The organism is Mycobacterium shunyiense (assembly GCF_058270075.1).
On record NZ_JBZDPU010000021.1, the window covers coordinates 52028 to 77359 of the forward strand.

The 25332-nt window shown below is 64.5% G+C and carries 24 protein-coding genes; 15 read left to right on the plus strand and 9 right to left on the minus strand.

Going from position 1 to position 25332, the window contains the following annotated elements; translation table 11 throughout:
* The first annotated feature begins 78 nt into the window (after positions 1–78).
* The 12 genes from eccB (at position 79) to eccE (ending at position 16424) form a co-directional block, all read left to right on the plus strand.
* Entirely contained in the window at positions 79–1554 is a 1476-nt protein-coding gene (gene eccB, locus AC4ELH_RS24165; protein ID WP_498887194.1) for a type VII secretion protein EccB, read from the plus strand.
* Between the two features lie 6 nt (positions 1555–1560).
* Positions 1561–5736, plus strand: a complete 4176-nt coding sequence (gene eccCa / locus AC4ELH_RS24170; RefSeq protein WP_498887196.1) for a type VII secretion protein EccCa — start codon at positions 1561–1563, stop codon at positions 5734–5736.
* Positions 5736–6143 (plus strand): helix-turn-helix domain-containing protein, encoded by a 408-nt coding sequence (locus tag AC4ELH_RS24175; protein ID WP_498887198.1) that lies wholly within the window; start codon positions 5736–5738, stop codon positions 6141–6143. The genes eccCa and AC4ELH_RS24175 overlap by 1 nt, the downstream gene beginning before the upstream one ends.
* Positions 6144–6213: 70 nt before the next feature.
* Positions 6214–6606, plus strand: a complete 393-nt coding sequence (locus tag AC4ELH_RS24180) for a PE domain-containing protein (RefSeq protein ID WP_498887200.1) — start codon at positions 6214–6216, stop codon at positions 6604–6606.
* A gap of 3 nt (positions 6607–6609) precedes the next feature.
* Positions 6610–7974: a PPE domain-containing protein gene (locus tag AC4ELH_RS24185; RefSeq protein WP_498887202.1), complete on the plus strand. Its 1365-nt coding sequence runs from the start codon at positions 6610–6612 to the stop codon at positions 7972–7974.
* Between the two features lie 81 nt (positions 7975–8055).
* The gene (locus tag AC4ELH_RS24190) at positions 8056–8364 is read left to right on the plus strand and encodes a hypothetical protein (protein WP_498887204.1); all 309 of its coding nucleotides are present in this window, start codon (positions 8056–8058) and stop codon (positions 8362–8364) included.
* 39 nt (positions 8365–8403) lie between these two features.
* Positions 8404–8697, plus strand: a complete 294-nt coding sequence (locus AC4ELH_RS24195) for a WXG100 family type VII secretion target (RefSeq protein WP_498887206.1) — start codon at positions 8404–8406, stop codon at positions 8695–8697.
* Between the two features lie 58 nt (positions 8698–8755).
* A complete protein-coding gene (locus tag AC4ELH_RS24200; protein ID WP_498887208.1) occupies positions 8756–9673 on the plus strand; it encodes an ESX secretion-associated protein EspG in 918 nt (305 codons plus the stop codon).
* Between the two features lie 601 nt (positions 9674–10274).
* Entirely contained in the window at positions 10275–11603 is a 1329-nt protein-coding gene (locus tag AC4ELH_RS24205; protein ID WP_498887209.1) for a MinD/ParA family ATP-binding protein, read from the plus strand.
* A complete protein-coding gene (eccD, locus tag AC4ELH_RS24210) occupies positions 11600–13132 on the plus strand; it encodes a type VII secretion integral membrane protein EccD (RefSeq protein ID WP_498887211.1) in 1533 nt (510 codons plus the stop codon). The genes AC4ELH_RS24205 and eccD overlap by 4 nt, the downstream gene beginning before the upstream one ends.
* Entirely contained in the window at positions 13129–14769 is a 1641-nt protein-coding gene (locus AC4ELH_RS24215) for a S8 family serine peptidase (RefSeq protein WP_498887213.1), read from the plus strand. Before eccD ends, AC4ELH_RS24215 begins: the two co-directional genes overlap by 4 nt.
* The gene (gene eccE, locus AC4ELH_RS24220; protein ID WP_498887215.1) at positions 14766–16424 is read left to right on the plus strand and encodes a type VII secretion protein EccE; all 1659 of its coding nucleotides are present in this window, start codon (positions 14766–14768) and stop codon (positions 16422–16424) included. The genes AC4ELH_RS24215 and eccE overlap by 4 nt, the downstream gene beginning before the upstream one ends.
* Here the strand turns inward: eccE and AC4ELH_RS24225 are convergent.
* Entirely contained in the window at positions 16421–17425 is a 1005-nt protein-coding gene (locus AC4ELH_RS24225) for an IS481 family transposase (RefSeq protein WP_498887270.1), read from the minus strand. The genes eccE and AC4ELH_RS24225 overlap by 4 nt on opposite strands.
* On the opposite strand from AC4ELH_RS24225, the gene AC4ELH_RS24230 reads away from it, so the two are divergent.
* Positions 17417–17698 (plus strand): hypothetical protein, encoded by a 282-nt coding sequence (locus AC4ELH_RS24230; protein ID WP_498887272.1) that lies wholly within the window; start codon positions 17417–17419, stop codon positions 17696–17698. The genes AC4ELH_RS24225 and AC4ELH_RS24230 overlap by 9 nt on opposite strands.
* A 233-nt stretch (positions 17699–17931) precedes the next feature.
* On the opposite strand, the gene AC4ELH_RS24235 is transcribed toward AC4ELH_RS24230, so the two are convergent.
* Complete coding sequence (locus AC4ELH_RS24235; RefSeq protein WP_498887217.1) at positions 17932–18783, minus strand: alpha/beta fold hydrolase; 852 nt, start codon at positions 18781–18783, stop codon at positions 17932–17934.
* The gene (locus tag AC4ELH_RS24240; protein ID WP_498887218.1) at positions 18780–19211 is read right to left on the minus strand and encodes a helix-turn-helix domain-containing protein; all 432 of its coding nucleotides are present in this window, start codon (positions 19209–19211) and stop codon (positions 18780–18782) included. Before AC4ELH_RS24240 ends, AC4ELH_RS24235 begins: the two co-directional genes overlap by 4 nt.
* A gap of 347 nt (positions 19212–19558) precedes the next feature.
* Between AC4ELH_RS24240 and AC4ELH_RS24245 the strand changes: the two genes are divergently transcribed.
* Both AC4ELH_RS24245 and AC4ELH_RS24250 read left to right on the plus strand, forming a co-directional pair.
* Positions 19559–20275 carry a DUF6338 family protein gene (locus tag AC4ELH_RS24245; RefSeq protein ID WP_498887219.1) on the plus strand — a complete coding sequence of 239 codons (717 nt, stop codon included), beginning with the start codon at positions 19559–19561 and terminating at the stop codon, positions 20273–20275.
* Positions 20268–20495 carry a hypothetical protein gene (locus AC4ELH_RS24250; RefSeq protein ID WP_498887222.1) on the plus strand — a complete coding sequence of 76 codons (228 nt, stop codon included), beginning with the start codon at positions 20268–20270 and terminating at the stop codon, positions 20493–20495. The genes AC4ELH_RS24245 and AC4ELH_RS24250 overlap by 8 nt, the downstream gene beginning before the upstream one ends.
* A gap of 127 nt (positions 20496–20622) precedes the next feature.
* Here AC4ELH_RS24250 and AC4ELH_RS24255 read toward each other — a convergent pair whose 3' ends face one another.
* The 6 genes from AC4ELH_RS24255 to AC4ELH_RS24280 form a co-directional block, all read right to left on the minus strand.
* Entirely contained in the window at positions 20623–21615 is a 993-nt protein-coding gene (locus AC4ELH_RS24255; protein ID WP_498887223.1) for a hypothetical protein, read from the minus strand.
* A 99-nt stretch (positions 21616–21714) separates the two neighbouring features.
* Positions 21715–22104, minus strand: coding sequence for an AcrVA2 family anti-CRISPR protein (locus tag AC4ELH_RS24260; RefSeq protein ID WP_498887225.1), 390 nt, complete (start codon positions 22102–22104; stop codon positions 21715–21717).
* Positions 22105–23583: a hypothetical protein gene (locus AC4ELH_RS24265; protein WP_498887227.1), complete on the minus strand. Its 1479-nt coding sequence runs from the start codon at positions 23581–23583 to the stop codon at positions 22105–22107. It abuts the gene before it with no gap.
* The gene (locus AC4ELH_RS24270; protein WP_498887229.1) at positions 23570–24013 is read right to left on the minus strand and encodes a hypothetical protein; all 444 of its coding nucleotides are present in this window, start codon (positions 24011–24013) and stop codon (positions 23570–23572) included. The genes AC4ELH_RS24265 and AC4ELH_RS24270 overlap by 14 nt, the downstream gene beginning before the upstream one ends.
* Before the next feature lie 106 nt (positions 24014–24119).
* Positions 24120–24896: a hypothetical protein gene (locus AC4ELH_RS24275; RefSeq protein WP_498887231.1), complete on the minus strand. Its 777-nt coding sequence runs from the start codon at positions 24894–24896 to the stop codon at positions 24120–24122.
* The gene (locus AC4ELH_RS24280) at positions 24886–25248 is read right to left on the minus strand and encodes a helix-turn-helix domain-containing protein (protein ID WP_498887233.1); all 363 of its coding nucleotides are present in this window, start codon (positions 25246–25248) and stop codon (positions 24886–24888) included. The genes AC4ELH_RS24275 and AC4ELH_RS24280 overlap by 11 nt, the downstream gene beginning before the upstream one ends.
* Between the last annotated feature and the right edge of the window lie 84 nt (positions 25249–25332).

The following is a 25332-nucleotide window of genomic DNA, read 5'->3' on the forward strand; positions in this document are numbered from 1 at the left end:
GCGGCTTCTCGAACAAGTTCTCAGTCAATTTGGCTGCGGTAGTGGCTGTGTCATTGTTTTGCGCGGTACGGTTCGTGGGTGCCGTTGAATTTGGCGTCTAAGACACAGGTATCCGGGCATTTCTTCTTGCGCCGGAGGTTGGGGTTTGCGTTTCAGCGCAGGTCGGTTCGCATGCAGACCGACCGAATGCGCACACATCGATTGATGCTGATGATTTCGGCGTTGGTGGCTTCGTTGGTGTGTGTGGGGGCGTTGGTGGTGGGCTGGCTGCGGCCGGCTGGGTTGGTGAATGACTCAAAGATTGTGGCCGACCGAAAAACGGGCACGATTTTTGTGTCGGTGGACGGTCGGTTGCATCCGACGACATTGTTGTCCGCGCGTTTGATCGCGGGGGAACCGTTGGAGCCGACGTTTGTCAGCCCGGACGATCTTGCGAAGTGGCCCCGGGGTCCGGTTGTCGGGATCGAGGGTGCGCCGCTGGAGCCGCCGGTGGTGCAGTCTCCGGAGATTTCGCGGTGGGCGTTGTGCGACACCGCGTCTGATTCGTTGAGCGCCCGTCCGATGGTGACGGGGATCAACGGCGAGTTGACGTTGCAAGATCGGGCGCGTGAGCTGCCAGGTGATGCCGCGGTGGTCGGCGTTTTCGACGGCCAGGCGTATGTGATCAGCGGTGGAGTTCGTATGGCGGTGGACTTGGCGGAGCGGGCAGTGACGGGTCCTCTGGGTTTGGATGCGGGGGGGCCGCCGGTGGAGTTGTCTCGGGCGTTGGTGGATGCCATTCCGGCGGGCCGGCCGTTGGTGGTGCCTGCGGTGGCTCGGGCGGGGGAGCCGACCGCTTTGGACTTGGGTGTTCCTGCGGTGATTGGTTCTGTGGTGGTGTCTCAGGATGTGGCCTCGGGTACCGACCGGTTCTATGTGGTGTTGGCCGATGGGGTGCAGCCGGTGTCATCGGTGGTGGCAGCGATGCTGCGTCAACGTGATTCGTTCGGGGCGGCGCAGCCGCCGCGGGTATCACCGGATGTGTTGGATCAGATCCCGGTCCGTGAGGCCCTGGATGTGGCCGGGTATCCGCGGGAGCCGTTGAAGGTGCTGAATTGGCGCGCCGAACCGGTGTTGTGTGTGGCGTGGGAGCGCGGAGTGTCTGACCGTGAAGCGCGCCAACGTTTGTTGGTGGGGCGGGTGTTGCCGATGACCGCCGATCAGGAAGCGCACCTGGTGCCGCTGGTGATCAGCGATGCGGACCGGGGGGTATTGGCAGATCGGGTTTTGCTTTCTGATGGTGCGGCGACGTTTGTGTCGACGACGGGGGCGAGTCCGGATTCTGCTCGGCGGGAAACGATGTGGTTGATCAACGAGTCGGGTGTGCGTTATGGCGTGCCTTTTGACGGGGACTCGGCCTCGGCGCTGGGGCTGGGAGCGGACAAGTTGCGGTTGGCACCATGGCCGTTGTTGCGGGTGTGGCCGGCCGGGCCGGAATTGTCCCGCCAGGCTGCGATGACAGTGCACGACACCGTGGCTGGGCCTGCGGCACCGATGACGAAGCAGGGAGGGTAAAGCGATATGGCGACTGTGAAGCCCCGTGAGGGCACGGTGGTGGTGCCGCCGACGATCGGTGGCCGTGAGTCGGTGGGTGAGCCGCTGGAGGCGCCGCGCCCGCTGCGCCGAAACGTCGGGCAGATCCTGCTGATGGTGGGCATGGGGGTGGCGTTCCTCGGGATGATGGCGCTGATGCTGACCCAGACCGGGTTGCGGAACGGGACGATGGGCATCATGTCGCTGTTCTTCCCCGTCATGATGATTGTGTCGATGGTGTCGTATGGGTTTATGAACCGCGGGGGCGGCGGCGACAAGCAGTTGACGGGATCGCAGTTAGAGCAGGCACGGCGCGACTACTGCATGAAGCTTGACGAGAGCCGTGACAGAGTCCAGGCCGCTGCGCGCGCCCAGCACGCTCAGTTCGAGTATTTGCATCCTGAGCCGGCGCTGCTGCTCGGTTTGGTGGGGTCGGCTCGAATGTGGTGCCGCACACCGGATCATCGGGTGTTGAAGATTTGGTTCAGCCACGTCCGGATGGGGCTGGGTACCTCAAAGGTTGTCAAGGAGCTCGAAACCAGTGAGCTGGGGCGACGCGAGGACTACGAGCCGGTGACCTATGACGCGTCTTCGGCGTTCCTGCAGACTCAGAGCAAGCTGCATCACGCTCCTAAGCCTGTGTCTCTGCGCAACATTGCGGGGATGGCATTGGTTGCCCGCGACGATATGGAGCCGGTGTACGGTCTGGCCAGGGCGATGATTTGCCAAGCGGCGGTTGCTCATTTACCGCGTGATTTCAAGATCATGATCGTCACCGACAACATTGAGCGTTGGGAATGGTGCAAATGGTTACCGCACTGCGCGCACCCGACTCTGCGTGATCGAGGTGGGCCGGTCCGCATGGTGTGGTCGACTGGTGAGCAGATGGACGCCGCCGTCGGTGCCGAGCTGCATGGGCGGGAGGCATTCCGTGCGGGACAGGCCATCGCGCCGCATTGGCTGGTGATCGATGATCGGCGCCGTCGTGGCGATGATCGCCAGCATTGGGAGACCCTGACCCGGGCAGGCGGTGTGGCGGGGGTGACGTTCGTTGCGCTGGCCGACGAGCCGGGGCGTGGTTTCGGGTTCGGTGAGGCTACGACCTATCTGGTGGACAGCCAGCAGGTGACGCTAGGCGGCCAGTGGTATTGCCGCCCGGACTATCTGGATGAGGCAACTGCCACGGCGCTGGCCCGCAAGATGGCCCGCTACCGGGTTGAGGGTGAGCGGTCGCGGGAGGTGATCGATGACAACATTGTCGATGCTGACCTGTACAAGATTCTGGTGATCGACGATCCCGGCAACTTGGACGTCGAAAAGCTCTGGCGTGCAACGTTGGCTGGACCACCTTACGAGGATGAAGGTCATAAGAATTCCAAGTGGCTGCAGTTCCCGGTTGGAGTGGACTCAGCCGGGGCGCCGTTGATGTTGGATTTCAAGGAGCCTCACTTGGGCGGCATGGGCAACCACATGGTGATTGCGGGCACCACGGGGTCGGGTAAGTCGACATTCATCACGACGCTGATCCTGTCGGCCGCGCTGACGCATTCGCCCGAGACACTGGTCTTCGCCGTCTTTGACTTCAAGGGCAAGGCGACGGCGGACCAAGTTTCTGGACTGCCCAATGTCGTTGCCGCCATGGGCAACCTCGAGGACGACTCGCTGTGGATCGAGCGTATGGGCGATGTCCTCTACGGCGAGTTGGATCGACGCAAGAAGCTCTTGCATAGGGCTGGGGTTAGCGAGGTGGCGGAATACGAGTACCGGCGGATTCACCTCGGTCATCGGCTGGAGCCGATGCCGGCGCTGATCGTCGTCATCGATGAGTTCACCCAGATGTTCATCGATTTCCCGGAGTCGAAGAAGATCGTGGACGAGGTCGGTCGTCAGGGTCGCTCCCTGCATGTCGGGATGATCCTGGGCTCTCAGCGGCTCGGCCATGAGATGCAGGGTGGCATCATGGCCAACATTCCGATCCGGGTCGGTTTGCGCACGCTGGATGCCGCGGAGTCGATGTCCATCATCGGCTCCGATGAAGCCAGTCATCTACCCGAAAAGCCCGCTGGCGCGGGGCTGCTCCGGGTGCAGGGGCGTGACCGTCTCGTTCGGTTTCAAACATCGTTCATGCGCAAGATCTACCATCCGCCGCGGCGTATTGCGCCCGAGGTGGTGCGGACCCAAGCCGGGTATATGGCTCCCGAGGTCTTCACCGCCGCCCCGATGGCCGCGCTGACGGCGCCAGTCGCACCCCAGCCTGTCGCGGCCATAGCTGACTCCGCCGATACAGTCATGGGACCCGGCGGGATGCCCCTGCGTGAGATCGAGGCGTCGACCGCGTCGTTGCGCGAACAGACCAACGTGCCAGTGCATCAGATGTGGCTGCCACCATTGGCCCCGGTTCCGGTGGACCAATTGGTGCGACAGCTGCGACGCAAGCCGTGGTTTGAGGACTACGGCAAGACTGCGGGGCTGATGTTCCCGGTGGGGATGGACGATCGGCCATTCCGGCACGAGCAGCGGGTTTATGCACTCGACCTGTCATCGGGCAACTGCGCGGTCATCGGGAAGAAGGATTCCGGAAAGACTACCGCGTTGACCACCATGATCACCGGTGCAGCCTTGATGTACCCGCCGAAACGGCTGCAGTTCTACATCATTGGGATGGGCGGGCCGATCATCAATGAGGTCAAGTCCCTTCCTCACGTCGGGTCGTTCGCTCAGGCCGGTGACCGCGAACGTGTGTTGCGCACCATTGCCGAGATGCGGTTGCTCGTTGAAGAGCGCGAGGAGGCGTTCAGCCGTTTGGGTATGGATATCGAGTTGTTCCGGGCACGCAAGTTCGGCGGGGAATCCGGCGAGGTCCCTGATGATGGGTTTGGTGAGGTCTTCCTGGTCATCGACGGGTGGCAGCAGTTCCGCACCACCTTCGGGGATGACTTGGTCGCTGACATTGCGATGATCATGGAACGTGGCAGTTCTCTGGGGGTGCGTGTCATTTTATCCGCTAGTGGCTGGATTTCGGGTGGCATGCCGTCGGGTTTCAAGAACCTTTTGCCGCTCAACGTCGAGCTGGCATTGGGCGATCAGGACGACCCGTCGACGAACAACCGCGACATCGCCAAGAAGGTTCCTTTCGGTGATCGCGAGTACGAGGTGGAGCATGACGGCGTCACCGAGACACGGGTGGAGAAAGTAAGCGGGCGTGGCACCTCCATGGCCGGCTTTCACTTTCAAACAGCACTGCCTCTTGTGGTTACGCCCGACGGACGCACGGTTGGTCCCCGCGACGCGGCCGCCGCTATCGCTCAGGTCAGCGGGGGCCAGCAGGTCGCGCAGGTACGCATGCTTCCGGCCACTGTCACGCTCGATGAAGTGTTCAGCGCACGACGCAGTGCTCGTAGGGGAATGGTGCCGTTCGGGATCTCAGAGGTGGGGCTGGTGGCCGCCGAGCTGGACTTCGAGCGTTCGCCACACGCGCTGCTGGCCGGCAATCCCGAGTGCGGTGTGTCCAACGGTCTGGCCGCTATTGCACGAGCCATCATCCGCTGCTACCGGCCTGATGAAGCCCTCATCTATGTCATCGACCCCAGAAACGCTTTGGTGCGGGTGGTGCAGGGCGAGCACTTGGGCCGCTACCGCACGGAGGACGGAGGCGAAGCAGAGGGCTACACCTACCATGAGGACGCGGTGCGCGCGATGACGACGTATCTGGACCGAGTGGTGTTGGCTCCCCGGTTGCCGCGCGCCGACGCCAGCCAGGAGGAGCTCGCTCAGTCCAAGCGATCATGGTCGGGCCCAGAGATCTTCGTCATCATCGACGATGAGGACATGGTCGCCGGATGGAGCGCCGGGGCGTCGATGTTCCGGGCAGACGGTAAGCCGCCGGCGATGGAGGGACTGACCAAGTACCTCGATCGCGCCCGTGAGGTGGGGCTTCACGTGGTGGCGGGCCGCAGAGTCTCGCCGTGGGGCCATGTCCTTTCCTCTCCGGTCGCTGGCAAGCTCGTTGCGCTGACGTCACCGACGGTCCTCATGGACGGCCCGCGCGAGGAGGGTTACCTGATCCGGGGCGTGCGTGCGAGTCGGCAGCCGGTTGGTCGCGGCGTGTACGTCACCGACAAACTCGCCGCGCCGGTGCAGATCGCGCAGGTGCTGCCGCTGTGATGGATCCTGGGCGACGGTTGGGACGCAGCGTCGATGCAGCACGGCTGGATCTCGGGTTGTCCAAGCAGGATCTGGCCCGGGTGGCCCGGGTAGGACGTTCAACGGTCGCCGATCTGATCAACCGCGGCAAGGTGCCCGGGCGTGAGGCGACGCGTGGACGCATCGAGTCGGCGTTGGGGTGGACCTCCGGGAGTTTCGGGTCGGTTCTTGGTGGTGGTGAGCCGAGTTTGCGGGAAGGCGTTTCGTATCCACCGAGCGGGTCAGTGGAGGTGCTCGTCGAGCATCTGCTGAAGATCGCCGAGGAGGCCAACGCTGGCGCAGCGGCCGCCCAGGCGTTAGGCAGACGGCTCCAGGCGATCGGTGAATTGGCCGAATCAGCAGCCAATCTGGCGCGTAGAAATAGTTAGCTGTCTGAGATTGGGGCGGGGGAGAAATGTCTGCATTGGTGGGGGACAAACAGCGAATAAACTATTGCTTGTGCCGAATGTGGCTGTGCTGGTTGGCAGCCGACGCATATCGGCCTTAGTCTCGGTTCATCAGGTACCTGGCTACTTTTCGGGGAGGCCCATTGTGACCATGTTTATCGATCCAATTGGAGTTGCTGCGCAATCGGTCGCTGAGGCGACGGGCACTGCGACGACGGCGGGCGTGCTTGCCGGGTCTGCACCGGCAATGGCAACTGTGATGCCGATGGGCAGTGAAGAAGTCTCAGCGATGCTGGCTACGGCCATTCAGGCGCACAACGCTCAGTTCCTCGCAGCGACCGGTGTCAATGTTGCTGACCGCGCCCTGTTCGCCAGCGACATCGGGGTCTCGGGTGCGCTGTACACCGCGACCGAGGTCGCCAACACGGCGTCGTTGCTGATCTGATCCATGAGCGTCCAATACTGGGCCCTGACGCCCGAGACCAACGCGATCCGGTTGACCACCGGGCCGGGCCCTGCAGCGCTGGCACCGGCAATCGCCGGTTACGAGACGGCGGGTATCACCCATATGGAGCAGGGTGCCCAGATGATGGTGACGGCTGCGACCACGGCGGCGGGCAGTTGGCAGGGCAGTGGCGGTGCGTCGATGATGGCGGCTGCGGTGCCCAAGTCGGAGTGGCAGGTCGAGGCTGGTGGGCACGCCACGAAAGGTGCTGCTCTGATCGCTGAGGCGGCCGCTGCCCACGCGACTGCGGCCATGTCGACGGTGCCGTATCCGGTGGTGATCGCTAACCGCGTGCGGGAAGCGGCGTTGCAGTCCGCCAATGTTCCCGCGATGGGCACGCTGACACCAGCGATCGTCGAGAGCAATGTCGAATACGGCGAGTTTTGGGCGCAGAACGCCTCCGCGATGACCTCGTATTCCACCGCAGCCCTGGGCATCATTTCGGGTTTGAGTGTGCCGCTGCGTCCGGCGATGGTCACCAGTAATCCGGCGTCCATGGCCGCCGGGGCCTTGTCGCTGGGGACAGGTCTGGCTCAGACGGGTCTTCAGGGTGCTGCCGAGGCCATGGGTGCACCGGCGCAGGCCGCCGGGCAGGTCGCCTCGGGTGCGGCACCGGTGGCGTTGTCGACTGCGACGAGTGCGGGAAACGCCAAGTCCGCCCCCGTGTCACAAGGTGATGGCGCGGTAGCGGGGGCACCGCCGCTGGCGCAACCGGAGGGTAGTGAACTGCTCAGCTCGGGGCAATCGCTGATGGGTGCGGCATCGTCGGCGCCGCAGGCTCTTCAGGGGTTGACTTCGCCGCTGGAGCAATTGACGTCGGTGCCGCAGCAGATCGGCGGTCAGATGAGCGGGCTGCTCGGCGGTATGCCGGGCATGGGCGGCGGTCCTGGCGGGGGCTTGACGGCGATGTCGCCGGGAAGCAACCTGGCGTCGTCGATGGCCGGCGTCAGCGGTGGCTATGGCGGAGGTGGGCCGGTCTCGGCCGCTCTGACCAAATCGACGGGCGGAGCAGCTGGCCCGCTCGGGATGCCGTCGACGTGGTGGGGCCCAGCGGCGGCAGCCGAGGGCCCCGGGGCGACCGGTGGAGCCAAACCCGCCGCCGCGGCACGTGCCGGTGGACCGGTGAGCACGTCGGGCGCACCGATGGGGCCGGGGATGTATGGCATGCCGCCGGCCGGGGCCGCGCAGCGCCGTGATCAGGGCTCACGTGCAGACGACGACACTGCCCTGCCGGTGGTCGTTGAAGACGCAGATGCGATTCCCATCCTGACCGCCGACGGTGTGGTCTACACAGACGGGGGAGGGTGATCGGCAGGCAACCGGCACAGCATGACCATGACAAAAGCACACGGACACAACCACTTACGCAAATGATGGAAGGACAATGAAATGGCTGTTCTGAATACTGATTCGGCCAGGCTGCGGACCGCTGCAAGCCAGCTCGAACGGATCAAGAACGACACGCTTCAGGGACTGGGTCGGTACATCACCATGAACCAGGACCTCACCGGGGCGGCGTTCGGCGGTCAGGCCGCGCTGACCTCGATGCGCACCACCGAAGATGTCGCTAGCACCGGGCGCAACGTGTCCGCGCGTTTCGACTCGGTGATCAACGCGATGAATACCGGTGCGGCCGAGTACGACCGGCAGGAGGCCGAGAACCAGGCCAACCTCGGCAGCGTGTCCACCAGCGCCTGACCCCTTTACCCAGCAGTCTTTTTCGAAGGAGAGTTTCTTATGGATTCACTGCGCTACGACCACATCAAGATGGCCGACCATGTGACGGCCCAGGCCGGCCTGGTCCGCCACCTCAACGACCTGCAGCAGGAAGCGCTCAATGTGCTGGCCCAGACCGCTGACTTCTGGACCAACCACGGCGCCAACGCCTACGCCGAGGCGCAGCGGTCGGTGACCCAGGCGTTCCAGCAGGTGTTCCAGACCATCCAGCGGCACGGAACGGCCGTCGGTGGGGCTTCACAGAATGCCGATGCCTCCGACCGTGCCAACGCTGCACGGTTTGTCGGGATCTGAGCGGACGGAGGAACACCGCATGGGGGCGCAGCTGTCAACAACATCGGAAGGGTTGTGGTTGACAGCTGCGCTTTCTGGTGTCACCCGCCTTCCTGCCGCGCTTCGAGTGCGGCCGGTCGGCGAACTGGAAGCGATGCTGGCCTCACATCCTGGCCTGCAAGCTCTCGAAGAGGCAGGAGTATGTCAGGGTCGAACGTTGGATCCTGATGTGCAGGAATGGCTTTTGACACTGGGCCGCTGCGATGTCGAAGTGTCGATCATGGTGAGCCGACCGGCCGAGGTTGCCGAAGGCCTGGTAGGTCCACCACCAATGTTTGATTCCAGCGTTGATCCGCAGAATGATCCGCTGGGTGCCGCTGAGGCGCTACGAACTTGGCGCGCACACCAACCGGCCGATCGCGCGGCAGTGCTGTGCCGCCGCGCCGGCCAGTGGGTTGTTGCAGCGCGAGTGTGGCAGGGCGGCGACGAACCTCTCGACGAAGTCACCATCTGTCCGCTCGACCGCGACACCACCCTCAGCCAGGCCGTCATGGACGTCCTGGGTGACGAGGTTGCCGCTGATTTCGAGGGCATCAACATCGAAGCGGACCGCCTGCAGCCAGTGCTTGCGGCCTGGCAGGCTGACCCGCAGGGCAGCGACGTAATCGGGGAGCTGCTCAAGCTCGGATTGACGGCACGGCAGGCCCGCGTGATTGTCGCCGTGTCCGATGCCGGGGCGATACGCGCAGCCATCAGTGCCGCCCAATATTCACTGGACGGCCCCGCCTTTGCCGCCACGGGGGCGATGGTGGTCGATACCACGGTGGGGCGTGTGGTCGTGTCATCGAATGCCGCCGATGATCAGCAGCGCTGGATGATGCTGTTTCCGGGCACCGCAGCGCGGGTCGGGCGGGCAGTCAGCGATGTACTGCACGAGCTGCCCAGCGGTGCTGGTTGGGCCCAGCACGAAAGAATTCAGCAATTTCACGCACTCTGATGTGCCTAACGTCGTGGACGACTGAATTATCTGGTTGATAGGCTCAGAGCCACGGTGATATTCACCGGTTCCAGGAGCTTTTGAGCGCTCCCAGGTGAAGATCAGCAGGAGGGCGGGGGTAATGACCGAATCCAGAGATCAACGATTCTTCGACGCGCTGAACAACACAGCGCCACCCAACGACGAAGCCAGATCGGAAGAGGCCACAACCGGCCCACAGCCGATCAACGCGCCACCACCAATCTGGTCCCCGCCCACGGCCGCACCGAACTCCGGATTTGCTGGTGAGACCGACCTGCCGGCAGGGCGGCACCATGTGGACCAGCCGGACGCCGACGGCGACGGCGATGAGGTCACGCCTCCCGCCCCAGTTGACACCGTCTCCCCGGGCGAACCCTTCGGATACCCACACGGTGGGCCACAGGGGATTAACGTTGTACCGCAACGGCTTCCCGATAACGCCATCCCGCGACCCCCCTGGCCCCCGACTGCACCGCCCGAGCCCACCGGCGCGGCCGAACCGACGCCTACTCCGCAGCCGTCTGACGCGAAACATGTTGATGGAGAGCCTAGTTCAGACCACCGGCGCCCGGTCAACCCCATGTGGACTGGACCTGAAAACACTGCGACTCCCACAAATCAGAACTACCAAAGTCCTGATGGCCAGCGCAGTGGATCGGGACCCGCATCGGCCCATGCCGACGGCCCCACACAGTTCATTTCGCGCGAGCTCGTTGAACGTGTCGCGGCCGAGTCTGCCCAGCAGCTTCCGCCGCCGGGGCAGCGGCCCGGACAGCCGGCCGCCGGTCCGCACTTCCCGCAAGGAAACTGGCCCCAACAGCAGGGCCCCGCACCGCAGTACCACCCAGCCGGATCAGAGCACCGACCACTTCCGGGTCCCGAACCGGGTACCGGTGGAGCCAATCCTCCGGAGTGGAACTGGGGAGCTGCCTCGCGCGGCGGCGCCGGTGGCGGCGAGTTGCGCAGCGAGCAGATCTCAGCCTCCGAGTTGGTCAGTCAACGCAAGATCCCCTCGTCAAGAGGGTGGCGAAAGTGGCTGTACTACGGCACATTCAAGCTCATCAACACTGGCGAGTCGCCTGACGAGCAGGTGTTGCGCAACCTGAACGCGACGGTGGCTGGCAACTTGCGTGGCACCTATTCCATCGTCGTTCTGGGCGGCAAGGGTGGAGTCGGCAAGACCACGACGACCGCTGCGGTCGGATCGGTCTTCGCCTGGCTGCGCAACGACAAGACCGTCGCGATCGACGCCAACCCCGACCGCGCCTCGAATCTGGCCGATCGCATCGACCCGACTGCGACCGACTCGTACAAGGATGTGCTTGCCGACCCGAACCTGCGGCGCTACAGCGACATTCGGTCACACGTCGGACAGAACGCTCCGCCTGCCGGCCTCGATGTGTTGAGCAACCGCTACCAAAGTGATCGCGCACCGCTAAACGCCAAGATTTACGTGGACACGCACGAACTCCTGCAGCGCTTCTACACGGTGCTTATCAGCGACTCAGGAACCGATGTCGATCACCCGGTGGTGCCCGGCCTGATGCACAAGGCCGATGCGCTGATCATGGTGGCCTCAACCGCGCCCGACGGCGCCAAAGGCGCGGCCGAACTTATGGATTGGGCCAGCGAAGCCAACTACCACGGTCTGCTTCAGCGGACCGTGGTTGTCATCAACGATGTGCGCGGGCATGAGGGCAAACCTCACCGGCGGATGGTGGAGTCATTGGTGGAGAAGTTCTCCAAGTGGGTCGGCCCTCAACGCGTGTTCGTCGTCCCCTTCGACCCGCATATCGCCTCGGGCGACGTCATCGCGATCGACCAAATGCGTCCGGAAACCCAGCGGCGGTTCCTGGAGATCGCTGCCCGGGTGGCCAGCGGCTTCAACAGCAGTGAGGACCGGCGATGACCCCAACCGACTCGACCAACAGCCAGTCGGCCACTCCCGCATTGTGCCGAGTGGGTCTTCTGTTCGGTGACGACTGTGAGAAGGACTTCTCCCTTCCCTCCGGTGTTGCGTTGGTTGCCGTCACCGAGGACCTCGTCGCACGCGTCAATGACGTCTTGAGGGAAAAGAGTCGTCCGCTGCTCGATGCTGAGCAGACCTACCGGTTGTGCCGGGCTGACGCTCGACCGCTGGACCCGCAGAAAACCCTTGACGAGTGCGGGGTTCTCGACGGTGAATTGTTGTGGCTGTTGCCGGTGGAGTCCACCGAAACCTACGAGCCGGTGACCGAAATGGTGTCCACTGCTCTTTCCCGCGCTGCCAAGGAACTGCTGGGCGTCGTGACTCCCGAAACCGGCCGCAAGGTCGTCGGGTGGTTGGTGGCTGCGGCGGTGGGGTGGGCGTGTCTGATCCTGACCAACTGGTGGTGGAGCAGCGGTGGAACGGACAGCCACTTTGGCTGGATCGGCGCGGCCACAGCATGGGCATTGCTGGCGGTGACGATCGCCGCAGCCCGCGGACTGTCGCGGGCCAGCGCCGATTCCCCTGCGACCGCGCAACGGCAGGCGGCAGGCCAGGCATTGGGCTGGACCGCGCTTATTCCCGCGGCTGCAGGGGCAGCGATGTCGCTGCCCGGAACTCCCGGTCTGTGGCATGTGGCGGCAGCGATCGTTGCCGTCATCGTCGGAGTGATTGTGCTGGCGGCCATTTGGCGTAGCCACGTGGTGGCCACGACGGCAATCTTGACTGTCGCGGCGTTCGCGTTCATGGCGGCCATCGTCGGAGCCTCCGCGTGGCAGGTGCGTCCGGAGCGGGTTGCGGTGATCGCGCTCATCGCGGTCATCGTCGCTGTGACCTGGGCGGCCTCGACGGCGACCGCCGTGTCGGGTGTGCCCACACCGCTATTCCCGTCGGTGACCAACTATGGAACCTACGAGCATGTGCCCGGCCAAGATTCGGGCACCGTGTCCCCGGTGGGCCCGACCGGGGTCGTGAGCTCCGAACAGATCCGTAACTGGGTGCTGCGCGGAAACAACACGATGACGGGCCTGATGGTCGGCTTAGCCGTCGTGACGATCATCGCGGCCCGATATGCGGTGGTGCCTGGACAGCCTGGCGGCTGGCGCTACACCGCGTTCGTGGGTGCGGTGTGCGTGATTCTCGTGCTGCGGTCACGGTCCTTCGTCGATCGCTACCAGTCGGTCACGCTGATGGTGGCTGGTGTGGGCGGGGCCGCGGTAGTGATCGGCCGATATGCCGCTGCTGACGCCACCGATGTCACTATCGCGCTGGTGTGCACGGCGGTGACACTGGGAATCGCGGTGCTGGCGCTGTTGTCCGCGCTGGTGGTTCCCTATCGCGAGTTCAGCGCTCCGATACGGCGATTCGTCGAGTTGATCGAATACCTCTTGCTGCTGGCGCTGCTGCCGTGGGCACTGTGGCTGCTCAATCTGTATCCGGTCATCCGCAATGCGGTCAGGCACGGGATATGACACCGCGACGCCTGAGGGTGGCTCTGCGGACCAGCGCGGCCTTTGTGGGTGCGGCCGCACTCGTGGCTGGCACCAGCGTGGGTGTCGGCTGGGCGGTCGTGCCGCCGGAGGTGCCGCCGGGGCCGGCGCCGGCGGACCCACCGCCCGGGCCGGATCAACCGATGCGCCAAGCCAGGGCATGCACTGTCACCGGCGTGGTTCCCGGCAGCGACTTCCGTGAGCTGCCCCCGGCGTTGGCATTGATGGATATGCCCTCAGTGTGGAAGGAATCCACTGGGGCGGGAACGGTCGTCGCCGTTATCGACACCGGGGTCCAGCCGTCGAAACGAATGCCTCACGTGGTGGCCGGCGGCGACTATGTGATGGGCCAATACGGGGACGGGCTGTCTGACTGTGACGCTCACGGGACGCTGGTCGCCTCACTGATCGGTGCCGCTCCCTCGGGTGCGCCGCTGCCGGTCCGGCCTGCGGGCGCTGTGATCGCCCCGCCTCCACCTGGAGCACCCGCGCCCGAACCTGTTCCGCCTCCTCCGCCGCCGCCGACGGTCACAGTCACCAAGACCACAACGGCCGCGCCAGCTCCTCCTCCACCACCACCGCCACCGCTGGAGCCCGCGTGGGCACCCGCCGGTCTTGACCAGGCTCCCGCAGCTCCGCAGATCCCTGTACCGCAGGTTCCCCCGCCCGGGGGTGGGCCGGACGGAATGATTGGGATCGCCCCGGACGCGATGATCGTGGCTATTCGACAGAGTTCGCTGCTATTCACCCCCGACAAGCCGCGTCTGGACCAAGACCAGGAGCAGGCACGCCGGGCCGGGGACATCAACAGCCTGGCCCGCGCCGTGGTGCACGCCGCCAACATGGGCGCCAAGGTCATCAACATCTCACTGGTCTCCTGCATCCCGGTGTCCAAGCCGGTCGATCAGGCGGTGCTGGGGAGCGCTTTGCGCTATGCCGCCGTCGACCGTGATGCGGTGATCGTGACCGCGGCCGGCAACGCCGGCACCCAGGGGTGCACGCAAAATCCCGACCCCGCGACAGGTGAGTCCGGGTGGGATGACGTAGTCACCATCGCCTCGCCTGCGTGGTTCGACGACTTCGTGCTGGCGGTGTCAGCCACCGATAACGCCGGAATTCCCCTTCAGGGACAACGCGCTTCGCTGCACGGGCCATGGGTGGACCTCGCCGCCCCCGGCGCTGACATTGTGGGGCTGTCAACTTCGGGCAACGTGATCAACGCCCAAGTGGTCGACGACAAGATCGGCCCGCTCAGTGGATCGTCATTTGCCGCCGCATATGTGTCCGGGGTCGCCGCGCTGGTGCGTGCCAAATTCCCGCAGATGAGCGCACCCGAGGTCATCCGACGTCTCACCGCGACCGCGCATGCTCCCGCCGGAGGCCGAGACAACGCGGTGGGCTTCGGCGTCGTGGACCCACTGGCCGCATTGACGTGGAACGTCGCGCCTTCTGCGCCGCAAGCTCGGGGAGGCACTGAGGCCCCACTGCACGTCCCGCCGCCCCCGCCTGCACCTGATTCCCGCCCTGCGCGCGCGCTGGCTGCGCAGATCGGCGCTGGTGTGGTGATTGTCGGCGCGGTCCTGTGGGCCACCACCGTTTGGCGAAGGAAGAGCAAATGAGAGAACGCACATGGAGTGCACGCCCGGATCTGCACTCGGTCCTGCGCGCGGAGATCACCGCGGCGGTGGGGGTGTTGATTTCGGCCGTGACTGCGGGACCGCTGTGGATCGGAGCGGCAGCCGGTGCGCTGGTGGGCGTGCTGGTGTTCGTGCTGCGCTTCGCGCGGCTGACTCCATGGCAGTGGCTCAAACGCAGTGTCGGCCGGCTCCGCAACAAGGAGCACCATCTCGACTTCGAGGTGACCGAACCTGTCCACGCCGTGCGCCAACCCGCAGAGACCGGGGATAGTGACTCCGGACCGGAAGCCGATCCCGGCGACAGGCACCAGGCTCCGACACCGGCCGCCGGCAGCGTGATCGACATCGACAGCGACGGCCAACCGTTGGGACTGCGAGTCGACGGCCACACCCTGGTGACGATGGTCAACGTCTGGGGCAAGGCCTACATCCCCACGCTGCTTCGTCCACAAGGTGCTGAGACACCGAACACGTTGCCGCTCAGCGTGATTGCCGAGCAGATGCAGCGCTTTGACCTCGGTGTCGACGTCGACGTGATCGCCGAAGGGCGTCGTACGGCCAGCGACAACTATGCGCAGCTATATGCGACCCTGCTGGGTGACCGACCTGCTGCCGGGCAGCGCAGCACCGTCCTGGTGATACGGATGGATACCCGATCTCCTGACACCACTGCTGGATTGATGTGGCGCACCGATACCGGCGCAGCGATCGCTGCGATCACCCGACGGATCACGCGGGCGCTGCGCCAAGCCGGCTGCCGCGCCGAACCGATGACCGCCGCCGATATGCGCCAGGCAGTCATCAACATGCACGGCGGAGCCAAAGAGGACGTTGAAGCTCTCTTCCGCGAGGGATGGAAGGATCTTTCCCATCGCGGATCCCACGTCACCAGCTATTACTTCAGCGCCGAAGACCTTACCCCCGAGCGCCTTTCGGATATGTGGGCCATCAAGTCGGAGCACACGCTGCTGGCTTTGCACCTGCGTCGCGCAGACTCTGGTGTCACCGCTTCAGCGACGGTAAGGTTCACCACCGCCCAGCCCCAGTTGGCGCCGCCCGCAGTCATTCTGAACCGTTACACCGGACGGCAGTGGTGGTCGCTCTCGGCCCTTGTGCCAGGTGCCGACCGCGTCACCGGCATCCCCACACGGCCGCTGAGCTCGGACCTGGACACCGCCGTGGCCATCGGCCCCTCCGGAGTCATGCTCGGCAAGATCGATGACGCTCTGATGTTGATGCCGCTTCGCGACCCAGCTGGGATGACGCGCATCGTGATGGATCCCGACAACGACACCGCGGTCCGTCTGCTCATTCGCCGCGCCGCCGCCAGCGGCGAAGTGGTCGCCGTCTATGACCCCCGTCAACGCTGGACGATGGCCGCTTCCTCCTCACGCATTTGGAACACCGCCGACCATCGCGCCCAGCCGCCTCGCCCTCCAACACTGGTGGTACACAACGGATCAAGCAACCCTTATCCAGGGGCGGCGGTCAGCGTCAGTGTGGGCGCAGGCCCGCGATCAGCCAAGCCCGACATCCGCATCACTGAACGCAAGGGCCGTATCACCATCGGCACCGAACGGTTCACCGCTCGAGTCGATGCCGTGATGTTCCGCAATGAACAGACCTTTCTGAACTAGGTGTATGAGGCCATGACGTTGGCGACGCCTTTAGGCAATCCTGATGCTGGTGGGTGGCCGCCGACGGCTCCATGCGGTCGGTGGTAGTTGAAGTGGATATTCCAGACCTTGAGGGCGTCGGTGCGTTGTTGCTCTGAGGTCCAAGTGCGCGCGTAGAGGAACTCCTCGGCAAGAATACGGTTGTAGCGCTCGACCTTTCCGTTGTGGCGCGGTGTGTATGGCGTGATGCGTTGATGACGGGCGCCGTGTAGTACTTTGGCGAAGTCGTTAGCCCGGTAGCAGGATCCGTTGTCGGTGACAATTCGGTCGATGTGGTGAATTCCGTGCACGGCGAACCACGCTCGCGCCCGGTGCACGAAGCCGATAGCTGTTATGGCCCGTTCATCGGACAGCGCTTCGGTGTAGGCGAGTCGGGAGTAGCCGTCTACGGCCGAGTGAAGGTAGACGTACCCTGCCTTCCGGCCAGCTCTGGTGGCTGAGGCCACAGCTTTCGCCTGGGCGCTGTCTCTGCCGTGTACGCGCCAACCTCCACCGTCTGGGATGCGTCCTACCTTCTTGACGTCCACGTGGACCATGTGACCTGGGCGAAGGGCGTTGATCGTGCGTGGTACTCGATTGGATTGTCCGTCCAGGTCGATGAAGCGTCGGCGATTCAGTCCGAGGTCGAGCAATATTCGTGACACGGTGCGGCGACTGATATCGATATCACTTTGGGTGCGTAGTTCGTGGGCGATGCGAGAAGCTGACCATTTGCGTTCTCGGCGTAGACGCTCGATTGTTTGGACCGTTGGTACTGCGGTGGCGGTTGGCTGGCGGTGGGGCGCCGAGGATCGGTCATGCAAACCCAGTTCACCGTATCGACGGAATCGGTTGACCCACTTCGACGCACATGACCGTGAAATCCCCATCTCGGCGGCGACGTGTGCGATCGGTCGGGTTTGACACCGATGAACCAGTCGGCGGCGCCCTTCTACGGACAAGGGTGCGTTTCTATGCGTCATACGGTCCTCGTCTTCGTATGGGGGCTGCAGGCGAACAAGGGATGGGCCGCCGGATTCGCAGTCAGGACAACACCGCCTCCGGATGGTGATACCGCGGAGTTGCGTCAGCAAGACACCGAGCCCCATCCGCTGTCATGCATGGAGGTAGGAGCGCAAGACGCCGGCTTGGCGTCGAAGGCGGTCGGCTGCTTCGTGCTGGTGTATCGAGCGGTATTGCTCTTCCTGCGTCTCGTACTCGCGCAGGAGGTTTCCAACGATCACGTGGACGTCTGAAATGGCCAGCTCGCGTCTGGGCGCCTCGGTTGATCCGACTCCGGGCGAGGAGTGGGCGAAGGGACCGTCAGCAGATCGGGGCGATCCTGCTTTGGGTGGGATGGCTTCGGCGTTGTCGATCGCGGCGATCATTGTTCGCAGGACTGAGACCGTGTCGGGATGGTGTGATTTGAGCGCGGCGCGAAGGTCGCGACGCACTCCGTCGCGGAAGGCCCTGGAATCCTGCGCGTGTTTCACGGTCTCGCGCCTTGGTTCAGGAAAGTGCGGAGGCCCTCACCGTCGTCGAACAGACCGTGACCCGCGCCGGCGAGAACGTTGATCGATGCCGCGGGCTGCAGGCGTGTCAAGCGTGCGGCGGTGTCGTGCGAGTTGAGCATGCGGTCGCGTGCACCCAACACGACGAAAAGTGGCGCGGCGATGGCTTTTAGGTCATCGTCGGAAAAAATGGGCAACGTGTCGCGGCGGGGACGATAGTTGCGTTGGATCAGCAGCATGTAATCGATAACGGGGTCAGGGATGTGGCCGGGCCCAAGCGCGATCCGTAGAGCGCGAAGCGTTCCACGCTCGCCGAATGGCATAAAGGCCAGTGCTGCGAGGACGGCGCCGTAGCGTTGACGGCCGATTCCGCCCGGGGCACGCAGCGCCAGTCGTTCGACGCGGCCTGGCCGGCGGATCGCGTAATCAGTGGCCAGCCCCCCCCCCAACGACACCCCCACGAAACTAGCGGCATCGACGCCCAGCTCGTCGAGGACGTCGTCGAGCCATAACGCATAGGCATCGGAATCAAGCGGCGGCCGAGATGGTGCGCTCAATCCGGGCTCTCCGATGAGGTCGACCATGTACAGCCGGTGGGTCAGTGACCACCGCGACGCGTCGGCCTGCCAGATAGCGCTGTTGCTCCCCGCGCCGTGCAGCAATACGAGTGGTGGCGCATCGGTGGGTCCGCAGTCTGTCACAAAGGTGTCGCCCTCGCGTGTGGCGACAGTGCGATGCTGCAGCGGCACCGTCCAGTGACGAAGGTGTTCGCGGTAACTCCGCTCGACGGCCTGCTGGCCAGATGGGGAGCGGTAGACGTCGGCATTCACTTGTCGTCCTGACGTGTTAAGGCGCCAATCAATCCGATGACAGCTGTCGTGGATTCTGGGTCGCCGACTACGAAAATGGTGAGACGGCAGGCAGATTCGTCATATGTCGAGTGAACGTCGAGGTGCTCTGGCCGGTTTGAGTCGCTGATCGCTGCAGCAGTGAGATGTGTGGTGATGCGATCCATCATGAGGCGGTCGACGTTGTCGATGTGCACGACGGTAGAGACGTGAGCGCGCGGGCTTCTCGCTGGCTCGTCGGTGACCACGCCGGCGAAGGCGCGCAAGTCTCGTTCGGTGATTCGGTATTGCTTGCCCATCCGCACGGCCGGCAGGCGGCCGTCGCGGACGTACCCGCGCACGGTTCGCACGTGCAGTCCGAGAATATCCGCCACCTGCTCAGCCGAGTACACAGCAACACTCACATCCACAAACTACTCTATCTGCGCCTTTTGCGCTAGATATAGGGAGCGATAGGGAGTTATTCGTACCGGCGCACTTCAAATCCATCATGTGTGGGCACAGCTCGAGTGGGCCGTCAGCCGCCATTCCGAATGCTGCCATCGATCCCGAATTGGCTGGACGCGAGCACTATTGGCGCGACCTGAAACGCGTTTAAACGTGTACCCCCACCCGCTCCGACGACGACGGCCCATCAGTGCAACCCAATCTGGTCCCGGCCGCCGTCTACAACGTCATGACCCGCAACAACTAGGTGCGCCACTAGACCGATCGGGGACGCTCGATGAGCGCCACGGAGACTAGGTAAGGTCGGCCAATGTTGGGAACATTCCAGGCGCTGCTGGTGGCCGTGATCGCGATTCTTCCCGGCGCGACCTACACGATCGCCAGGGAGAGTCGCGGCGCGACCTGGGCGTGGAAACAGACGGATGCGGCGACGCTGATTTTCCGATTCCTCGCCGCTTCGGCGATCTTCCATGTGCTGTTGTTGCCGATCACCTACCGGGCCTATCAGCACCTTGTGGTTACTCACAAACTCGCCGACGGTCAGACGTTGTCTTGGCGCTGGTGGCCAGTGCTCTTCGCTTATGTTGCGGTGCCCTACTTGGTTGGGGCGTGCACCGAGAATATCCGGCGGTGGCATTCCGATCCCTGCTGGTTCAAGCGGTTCCTGAGCCAGGTGGTGGCGCTGTATGCGGGGCGGACCCCCGAGCCGCGGGCGTGGGACCGGTTTTTCGGCCGCAAACCTTACGGCGTCGTGCGACTCCAGCTATCCGACGGCGAATGGAAGGCCGGCCTGTGGTCGGAGCGGTCTTTCGCCAGCCAGTACGGGGAGGACGGCGATCTTTACCTTGCCGAGACTTACCTCATCCAGGCCGACGGTGTCATTCCATTGGACGATGGCGGCAACCTCACACCGGCTGACGTGGCACTGCTGATCAACTGGTCCGAAGTTCGGTATCTTGAATTTGCGGAGTGGCCGGTCGCATCCGGCGGTACCACGGCGCAGGACGGGAGCACTGGCGATGGCTGAGACACCAGGCGGCGAGACGCGGCCGGACAAAACCGGCTACGAGACGCGGCCGAACACCACCCGGTATGAAACGACGGCTCTCAACGGCGGTGGATTTGAGGAAAAGGGCGGCTACCCGGGTGGTCGTCGGCCGCCGAACGCGACGCCGAAGCCGCCCACCCCAGCAGCATTCACCACACCTGTGCAGAAGCCACAGGCATCCGACCCGCCGCCCCAGTAGAAACGCGTCGTTTCGCACAGTTGGCTCGTCGATCGGGTTCGCGCCGACCTTGCCGCCAACCCGCGGCGAAGTCTATGGCTCCGCAACGCCACCAACGCCACCCTGACCACCAGGGATTCGCCCTGGTCTATTGCCGACGTCTAAATTTCTTGCCGTAGATGCCTGAGACCCGTGGCGGCGGTGGGCCGGTCGGGTCGGGTGCATCGGGGTGCCCGGCGGTGTGTAGCGATACGTAGATCAGTTTGCGCAGGCTGTTCTGTGGGCCGTGTGGTTGGTGTTTGTAATGGCCGCGGACGAACCATCTGCGGTAGGCGCGGTCGTCGTTGTCGGGGTTGCCGGTGACGCCGCTGACCCCTGGTGGGCGAAGGACGTCGAGCATCGTGACTTCGTGGCCGGCGGTGCGGACCGATTTCTTTTCCGGCGCGGTGGTGACTCGTTTCTGGGTGACAACGCGTTGCTGGCCGATCAGCGCGAGCAGTGAGATCACTGTGGCGCCCAGCGTCGGTGGTCCGGATTCTTTCAGTTCAGGGTCGTCGAGCGGGCTGACCAGCTCGATCAGGCCCGAGTCACGGTCGATCACGGTGGTCAGTCGGTGTTGGTCGAAGCGCACCGCTTTGCCAGGTGATGCTTTGGGGCGCATGTCGCTGAGCTGTCCGTTTTTGCGCGGATCGTTCATCTGGGAGAGCAGGTAGCTGGTGATCTGAGTTTGGTCGTAGATCCATGCCAGGCCGTCCCACGTGATCGGCACAGTGGATTGGCCGGCGTCTTTCATGTCGACGCTTCGCCAGTTGAATGTTGCGAGCGGTTTGGGCCACAGCATCAGCCCCACCGGTGGGAGGTCTGATGTGGCGATCAGCTCTTGGAAAGTGGTTTCTGGCATTGCGTGGCTGGCGAGGTCGGCGGCTACCGATACTGCGGTGCGGCTCATCCAGTACAACTGGGCGTCGGCGATGTTGTCGGCGAACATCGTCATGTACGACCGAGAGGGGTGGTTCTTCATATCGTCTGGGACGGTATCGATTTCGTCGATCGACGTTTGATAGCAGCGTTCGGACTCCGCGAGTGCCTGCGCGATCCACGGCATGCTGAATGCATCCCACCGGTGTGACCGTGCCGCCATATCGTTCCCCTCCCGACCGCGTGCCCCCGCCACGGATGTTGAGCCGCAATATAGCGCCGTCCTCCGACAATCGGCTTGGACACCACCGGGTAGCGGTTGTCAGGTGGTTGCGGGGTTGGTCGGCAGCCGGTAGATGGGGGCTGTTCGCGGCAAATTGCCCGCGCCGATAACCGCTGGCGCGACGCGGACCATGCGGATCTGCGAGCGGCCGACGCCGACGGGTTGTCGGCGCCAGTGCCCGCGCCGGATGTGTGCGGTGACTGTGCGTCCGGTGGGGCGTGGGCGGGCCGCGGTGGCCGCGGTGCGGGCAGCGTTGAGAACGTGGACGCCGCCGGCCGCGGCGGCGCGGTGCAGAGCGGCGCTGCGACGGTGGCTGGATGTGGTGACGGCGGGGTCGGCGGGCTGGTGCCAGTCAGCCCACGCTGTGACAGCCTGCAGGGCGTCGATCTGGTCGGCGTAAGCGGTGCGGTCGCGGTGGGCGGGCAGCACTCAGCGCCCGAGCATGCCGGCCCGGCCGGGGACGGCCAAGCACCAAGCGAAGTGACCGTCAGTGGCGCCTTGGTCGTCGGCGAGCAGGAGAATCCCTTCGATGCGGGCTCCGCGGGCAGCGATGAGGTCGAGGATGTTGAGGGCGTTGACTTCGGTCATGGTGCTGAGCAGCCAGCTGTGCACTGCGGTGAGTTCGCGGCTGTGCAGCAGGTCCAGGGTGGCTCGTTCTAGGGGCTCTGTGTCAACGGTGGGAGCGTCGGGTTGAGGTTCGAGCAAGATCGGTTTGCCCAGTGCGAGTAGGACATTGGGATATGCCATGCGGATATGTTCGCGGTCCTCGGCGGTGATCGGATCGGAGTCGAGGTAACCGTGGACCTGGCCTGGGGGCATCCAGAAGTTGGCTGCGGCGGTAAGCGCAACCGCGGCCTGTCCGTAGGCGCGGGCACAGTCGGTGCCGTCGGCACGGGCCCAAGCGCCGGCGGCGGCGAGGCTGTACCAGTGGCGTAGGGACACAGCGTCAGCCGGGCTTGGGTGCCGTGGTGATGGGTGCAGTGGGGAGGGCAGACGAGCGGTGTCGCGGATCGTGTCGCGGCCTGACCTCCACAGTGGCAGTAGGTGTTCGGCGGTTTCCCACGGGTCGCGTAGTGCGTAGTAGGCCCGGTCGGTGAGCAGCTGGTCGACCGGTGGCGGTTGGGTGCGGGGTGAAGGCGACGGTGGGCCGGACAGGTCCAGGCCGAGGATGCGGGCCATCGGGTGCTCGGGGTCGATAGAGGGATCCACGACAGGGTGGGGGTGGCCGGCCAGTGCTGTTGTTGGGGTCAAGGTGGTGACGGAGGCGGTGGACCACTGCCGCTGGATGTCTTTGATCGCGGCGGGGGCCTCGACTGGGGTGTCGCTGCGCTCGGATTCGTCGAACCAGGCGTTCCATTGCGGTCGCAGTGACCGCGGTGCCAGCGCTGCGGCGTTGAAGGAGATTTTGGTGGTCTGCGGGGTGTAGTCGGCGCTTCGTTCGCCGCGGGCCCGGTCGATGCGGATGGAGGCTTCGGTGCCGAGCTTCTTGCGGGCCGCGGTGCCGGTGAAGTCGAGGAAGGAGCTGTGGCCTGAGGTGAGCGTCATCATGGATTCGATGGCTTCGATTCCGGACCTCTTGTTGTCCTTGGTCTGGTCGATGTAGTTGTCCATGAACGCCGTCCATGCATCGCCGATGGCCTTGCCGGCGGTGCGGGACTGTTTGAGAACGTCGGTCAGGGTCTCGATCTCTTTGGTAACCCGGTGTCGTTCGGGTGCGATAGCTGAGTCGCGCTCGGCGATGCAGGAACGCAACGTGGCTTCGAGCTCGGCGCGGGCCTTGGCTTCCTGCAGTGCGTGGCGGAGTTGTTCTTCGGCGAGGGTGATTTCGGTTGTCAGTGCATCGATCTCATCGGACAGTGATTGCGCGTCGCGGTTGCTTTTCCGGTGGGCGTATTTACCGCGTGCCATGGGTGTCCTCGAGGCTGAGGTTCGGGTGCGGAGGCAGGGTCGGCAGGTCGACGGAGTCTATGTCGGCAGCCGTGAGCTGCTCGACGAGCTGTGGGTGCAGGGCGGCTGCGGCGGTGATCGCGGCCGGCAGCGATGTGGGCACCGTCACGGTGGGGGCTTTGGCGGCCAAGGTGTCGGCCATCGCAGTCGTCCGGCACAGCGAGATCCAAGCGTGCTCGATATCGCCGGCCAATTTCTCGGCGGTTTCGCGCAAGTCCTCCAGGACCGGGCTGGTCAAGGCGTCCTGGTCACGCCGTGCCTGCTCGATTGCGGCGGTCGTGACGCGGGGATCCACGGGTGCGCGCTGGGCGATCTCGATCTGTAGACGGATTTCGGCCAGCTTGCGTTTGAGAGCATCGCGTTTCTCGACGGTCTTGTCTGTTGTGCTCATGCACACTCCCCCCGGAATTGGCGCGGTGGATTTGCGTACGTTAATTGATTGCTCCGACGAAGGGTGTCAGAAACCGGGCACGGGCTGGCCGGTCTTGGTTCTGGTGCTATTGGGAGAGCAAGGCGGTGGGGTAATTCATGAGCGCGCCAGTTACGGCGGCGAAGTACCACAGGGCGCCAGCGGCTGCGATCACTGCGGGGATGGTCAGCAGGATCCAGTTGACGGGGGCTGGGCGGCGGCGGGGTATCCGTGGTGCGTCATCGGATCGCGTTTTGGGTGTGGTGGGGTCGAGCAGGGTGGGCATCGATAGCGGTTCGGGTCCGAGGATGAGGTTGTCGTCGACGTCGTGCTGGGCTGGGGTGAGTGGCCACCAGTCGCTGGATCCATCGATGGCCAGCCAGCCTTCAAGCACTCCGTAGGTGGCAGCGGCGGCGAAGGTGGCCGGGATCTGAGCCAGGATCCAGGGGACGACCAGGGTGCTGGTCAGCGTCGGGCTGGGGTTGTAGAACAAGGGCATGGGCGTCCCGCTGAGGACGGCGGCCCAGGCGAGCGCGGCGATGGGGTAGGACTGGAGGCGTTCGGGGATGAGCCGCACGATCGCGGTGTAGAGGATGCGCCCGAAAGGCCAGCCGATCGGTGCAGCGAGGGCGGCGGCGGCGGCGATGCCGGTTTCGAGGGCACCTGTCGGTGTGGAGGACGTGCGGACGACCAGTGGTGGTGTGACCTGATCGTCGTGTTGGTCGGGGCGGGTGCCGACTTTCGCCCGGCTGCGGGCGCGGATGCGTTTACCCAGGATTTCGGCTCGGCGCTTCTGGAACATCCAGATGCCGGCACGTGCAGCGATCCAGGCGCGGCGTTCTTCGTCGAACACCTCAGCTGGCATGGCCGGCTCCCAGGAGACCGTCAATCAGCTTCTCGGCGGCGCGTAGTTGATCGCGCAGTGTTTCCAGCACCGCGCTCACGTGGTCGTGGGCGGGGCAACCCTCCGGCATTTGAGAGGTAGGGGTCCCACCTTCCATGACCGACTGAGCAGAGCCCGGCGCCCAGCCCAGTGCGCGGTCGATGCGGTCGAGTGTGGTGCGAGACAGGCCTCTGGTGCCCGTGATCGCTTTCTGCATTGCAGACGGCGAGGGTCCGCCGCGGGCAAACATCTGGGCGCGAGTGATGTTGAGTGCGCGGCGGCGCTCAGTGACGAAGTGGTGCAGGCGTTCGATGCCCTCGGTTGGTACCTCCATGGCCCAACAGAATCATATTTCGCCCTTAGTCGTCCATGAGTGTGGACATATTTAGTCTCTACTGGATACGGTTCGGGTACTCAG

What these genes read in the sequence shown, in the direction of transcription:
- AC4ELH_RS24205 (WP_498887209.1), top strand. Translation starts at nt 10,275, where the DNA reads ATGTGGACTGGACCTGAAAACACTGCGACTCCCACAAATCAGAACTAC.
- AC4ELH_RS24230 (WP_498887272.1), top strand. Translation starts at nt 17,417, where the DNA reads ATGCGTCATACGGTCCTCGTCTTCGTATGGGGGCTGCAGGCGAACAAG.
- AC4ELH_RS24245 (WP_498887219.1), top strand. Translation starts at nt 19,559, where the DNA reads ATGTTGGGAACATTCCAGGCGCTGCTGGTGGCCGTGATCGCGATTCTT.
- AC4ELH_RS24270 (WP_498887229.1), bottom strand. Translation starts at nt 24,013, where the DNA reads ATGAGCACAACAGACAAGACCGTCGAGAAACGCGATGCTCTCAAACGC.
- AC4ELH_RS24215 (WP_498887213.1), top strand. Translation starts at nt 13,129, where the DNA reads ATGACACCGCGACGCCTGAGGGTGGCTCTGCGGACCAGCGCGGCCTTT.
- eccE (WP_498887215.1), top strand. Translation starts at nt 14,766, where the DNA reads ATGAGAGAACGCACATGGAGTGCACGCCCGGATCTGCACTCGGTCCTG.
- AC4ELH_RS24225 (WP_498887270.1), bottom strand. Translation starts at nt 17,425, where the DNA reads ATGACGCATAGAAACGCACCCTTGTCCGTAGAAGGGCGCCGCCGACTG.
- AC4ELH_RS24275 (WP_498887231.1), bottom strand. Translation starts at nt 24,896, where the DNA reads ATGCCAGCTGAGGTGTTCGACGAAGAACGCCGCGCCTGGATCGCTGCA.
- AC4ELH_RS24195 (WP_498887206.1), top strand. Translation starts at nt 8,404, where the DNA reads ATGGATTCACTGCGCTACGACCACATCAAGATGGCCGACCATGTGACG.
- eccD (WP_498887211.1), top strand. Translation starts at nt 11,600, where the DNA reads ATGACCCCAACCGACTCGACCAACAGCCAGTCGGCCACTCCCGCATTG.
- AC4ELH_RS24185 (WP_498887202.1), top strand. Translation starts at nt 6,610, where the DNA reads ATGAGCGTCCAATACTGGGCCCTGACGCCCGAGACCAACGCGATCCGG.
- AC4ELH_RS24265 (WP_498887227.1), bottom strand. Translation starts at nt 23,583, where the DNA reads ATGGCACGCGGTAAATACGCCCACCGGAAAAGCAACCGCGACGCGCAA.
- AC4ELH_RS24190 (WP_498887204.1), top strand. Translation starts at nt 8,056, where the DNA reads ATGGCTGTTCTGAATACTGATTCGGCCAGGCTGCGGACCGCTGCAAGC.
- AC4ELH_RS24175 (WP_498887198.1), top strand. Translation starts at nt 5,736, where the DNA reads ATGGATCCTGGGCGACGGTTGGGACGCAGCGTCGATGCAGCACGGCTG.
- AC4ELH_RS24255 (WP_498887223.1), bottom strand. Translation starts at nt 21,615, where the DNA reads ATGGCGGCACGGTCACACCGGTGGGATGCATTCAGCATGCCGTGGATC.
- AC4ELH_RS24280 (WP_498887233.1), bottom strand. Translation starts at nt 25,248, where the DNA reads ATGGAGGTACCAACCGAGGGCATCGAACGCCTGCACCACTTCGTCACT.
- AC4ELH_RS24250 (WP_498887222.1), top strand. Translation starts at nt 20,268, where the DNA reads ATGGCTGAGACACCAGGCGGCGAGACGCGGCCGGACAAAACCGGCTAC.
- eccCa (WP_498887196.1), top strand. Translation starts at nt 1,561, where the DNA reads ATGGCGACTGTGAAGCCCCGTGAGGGCACGGTGGTGGTGCCGCCGACG.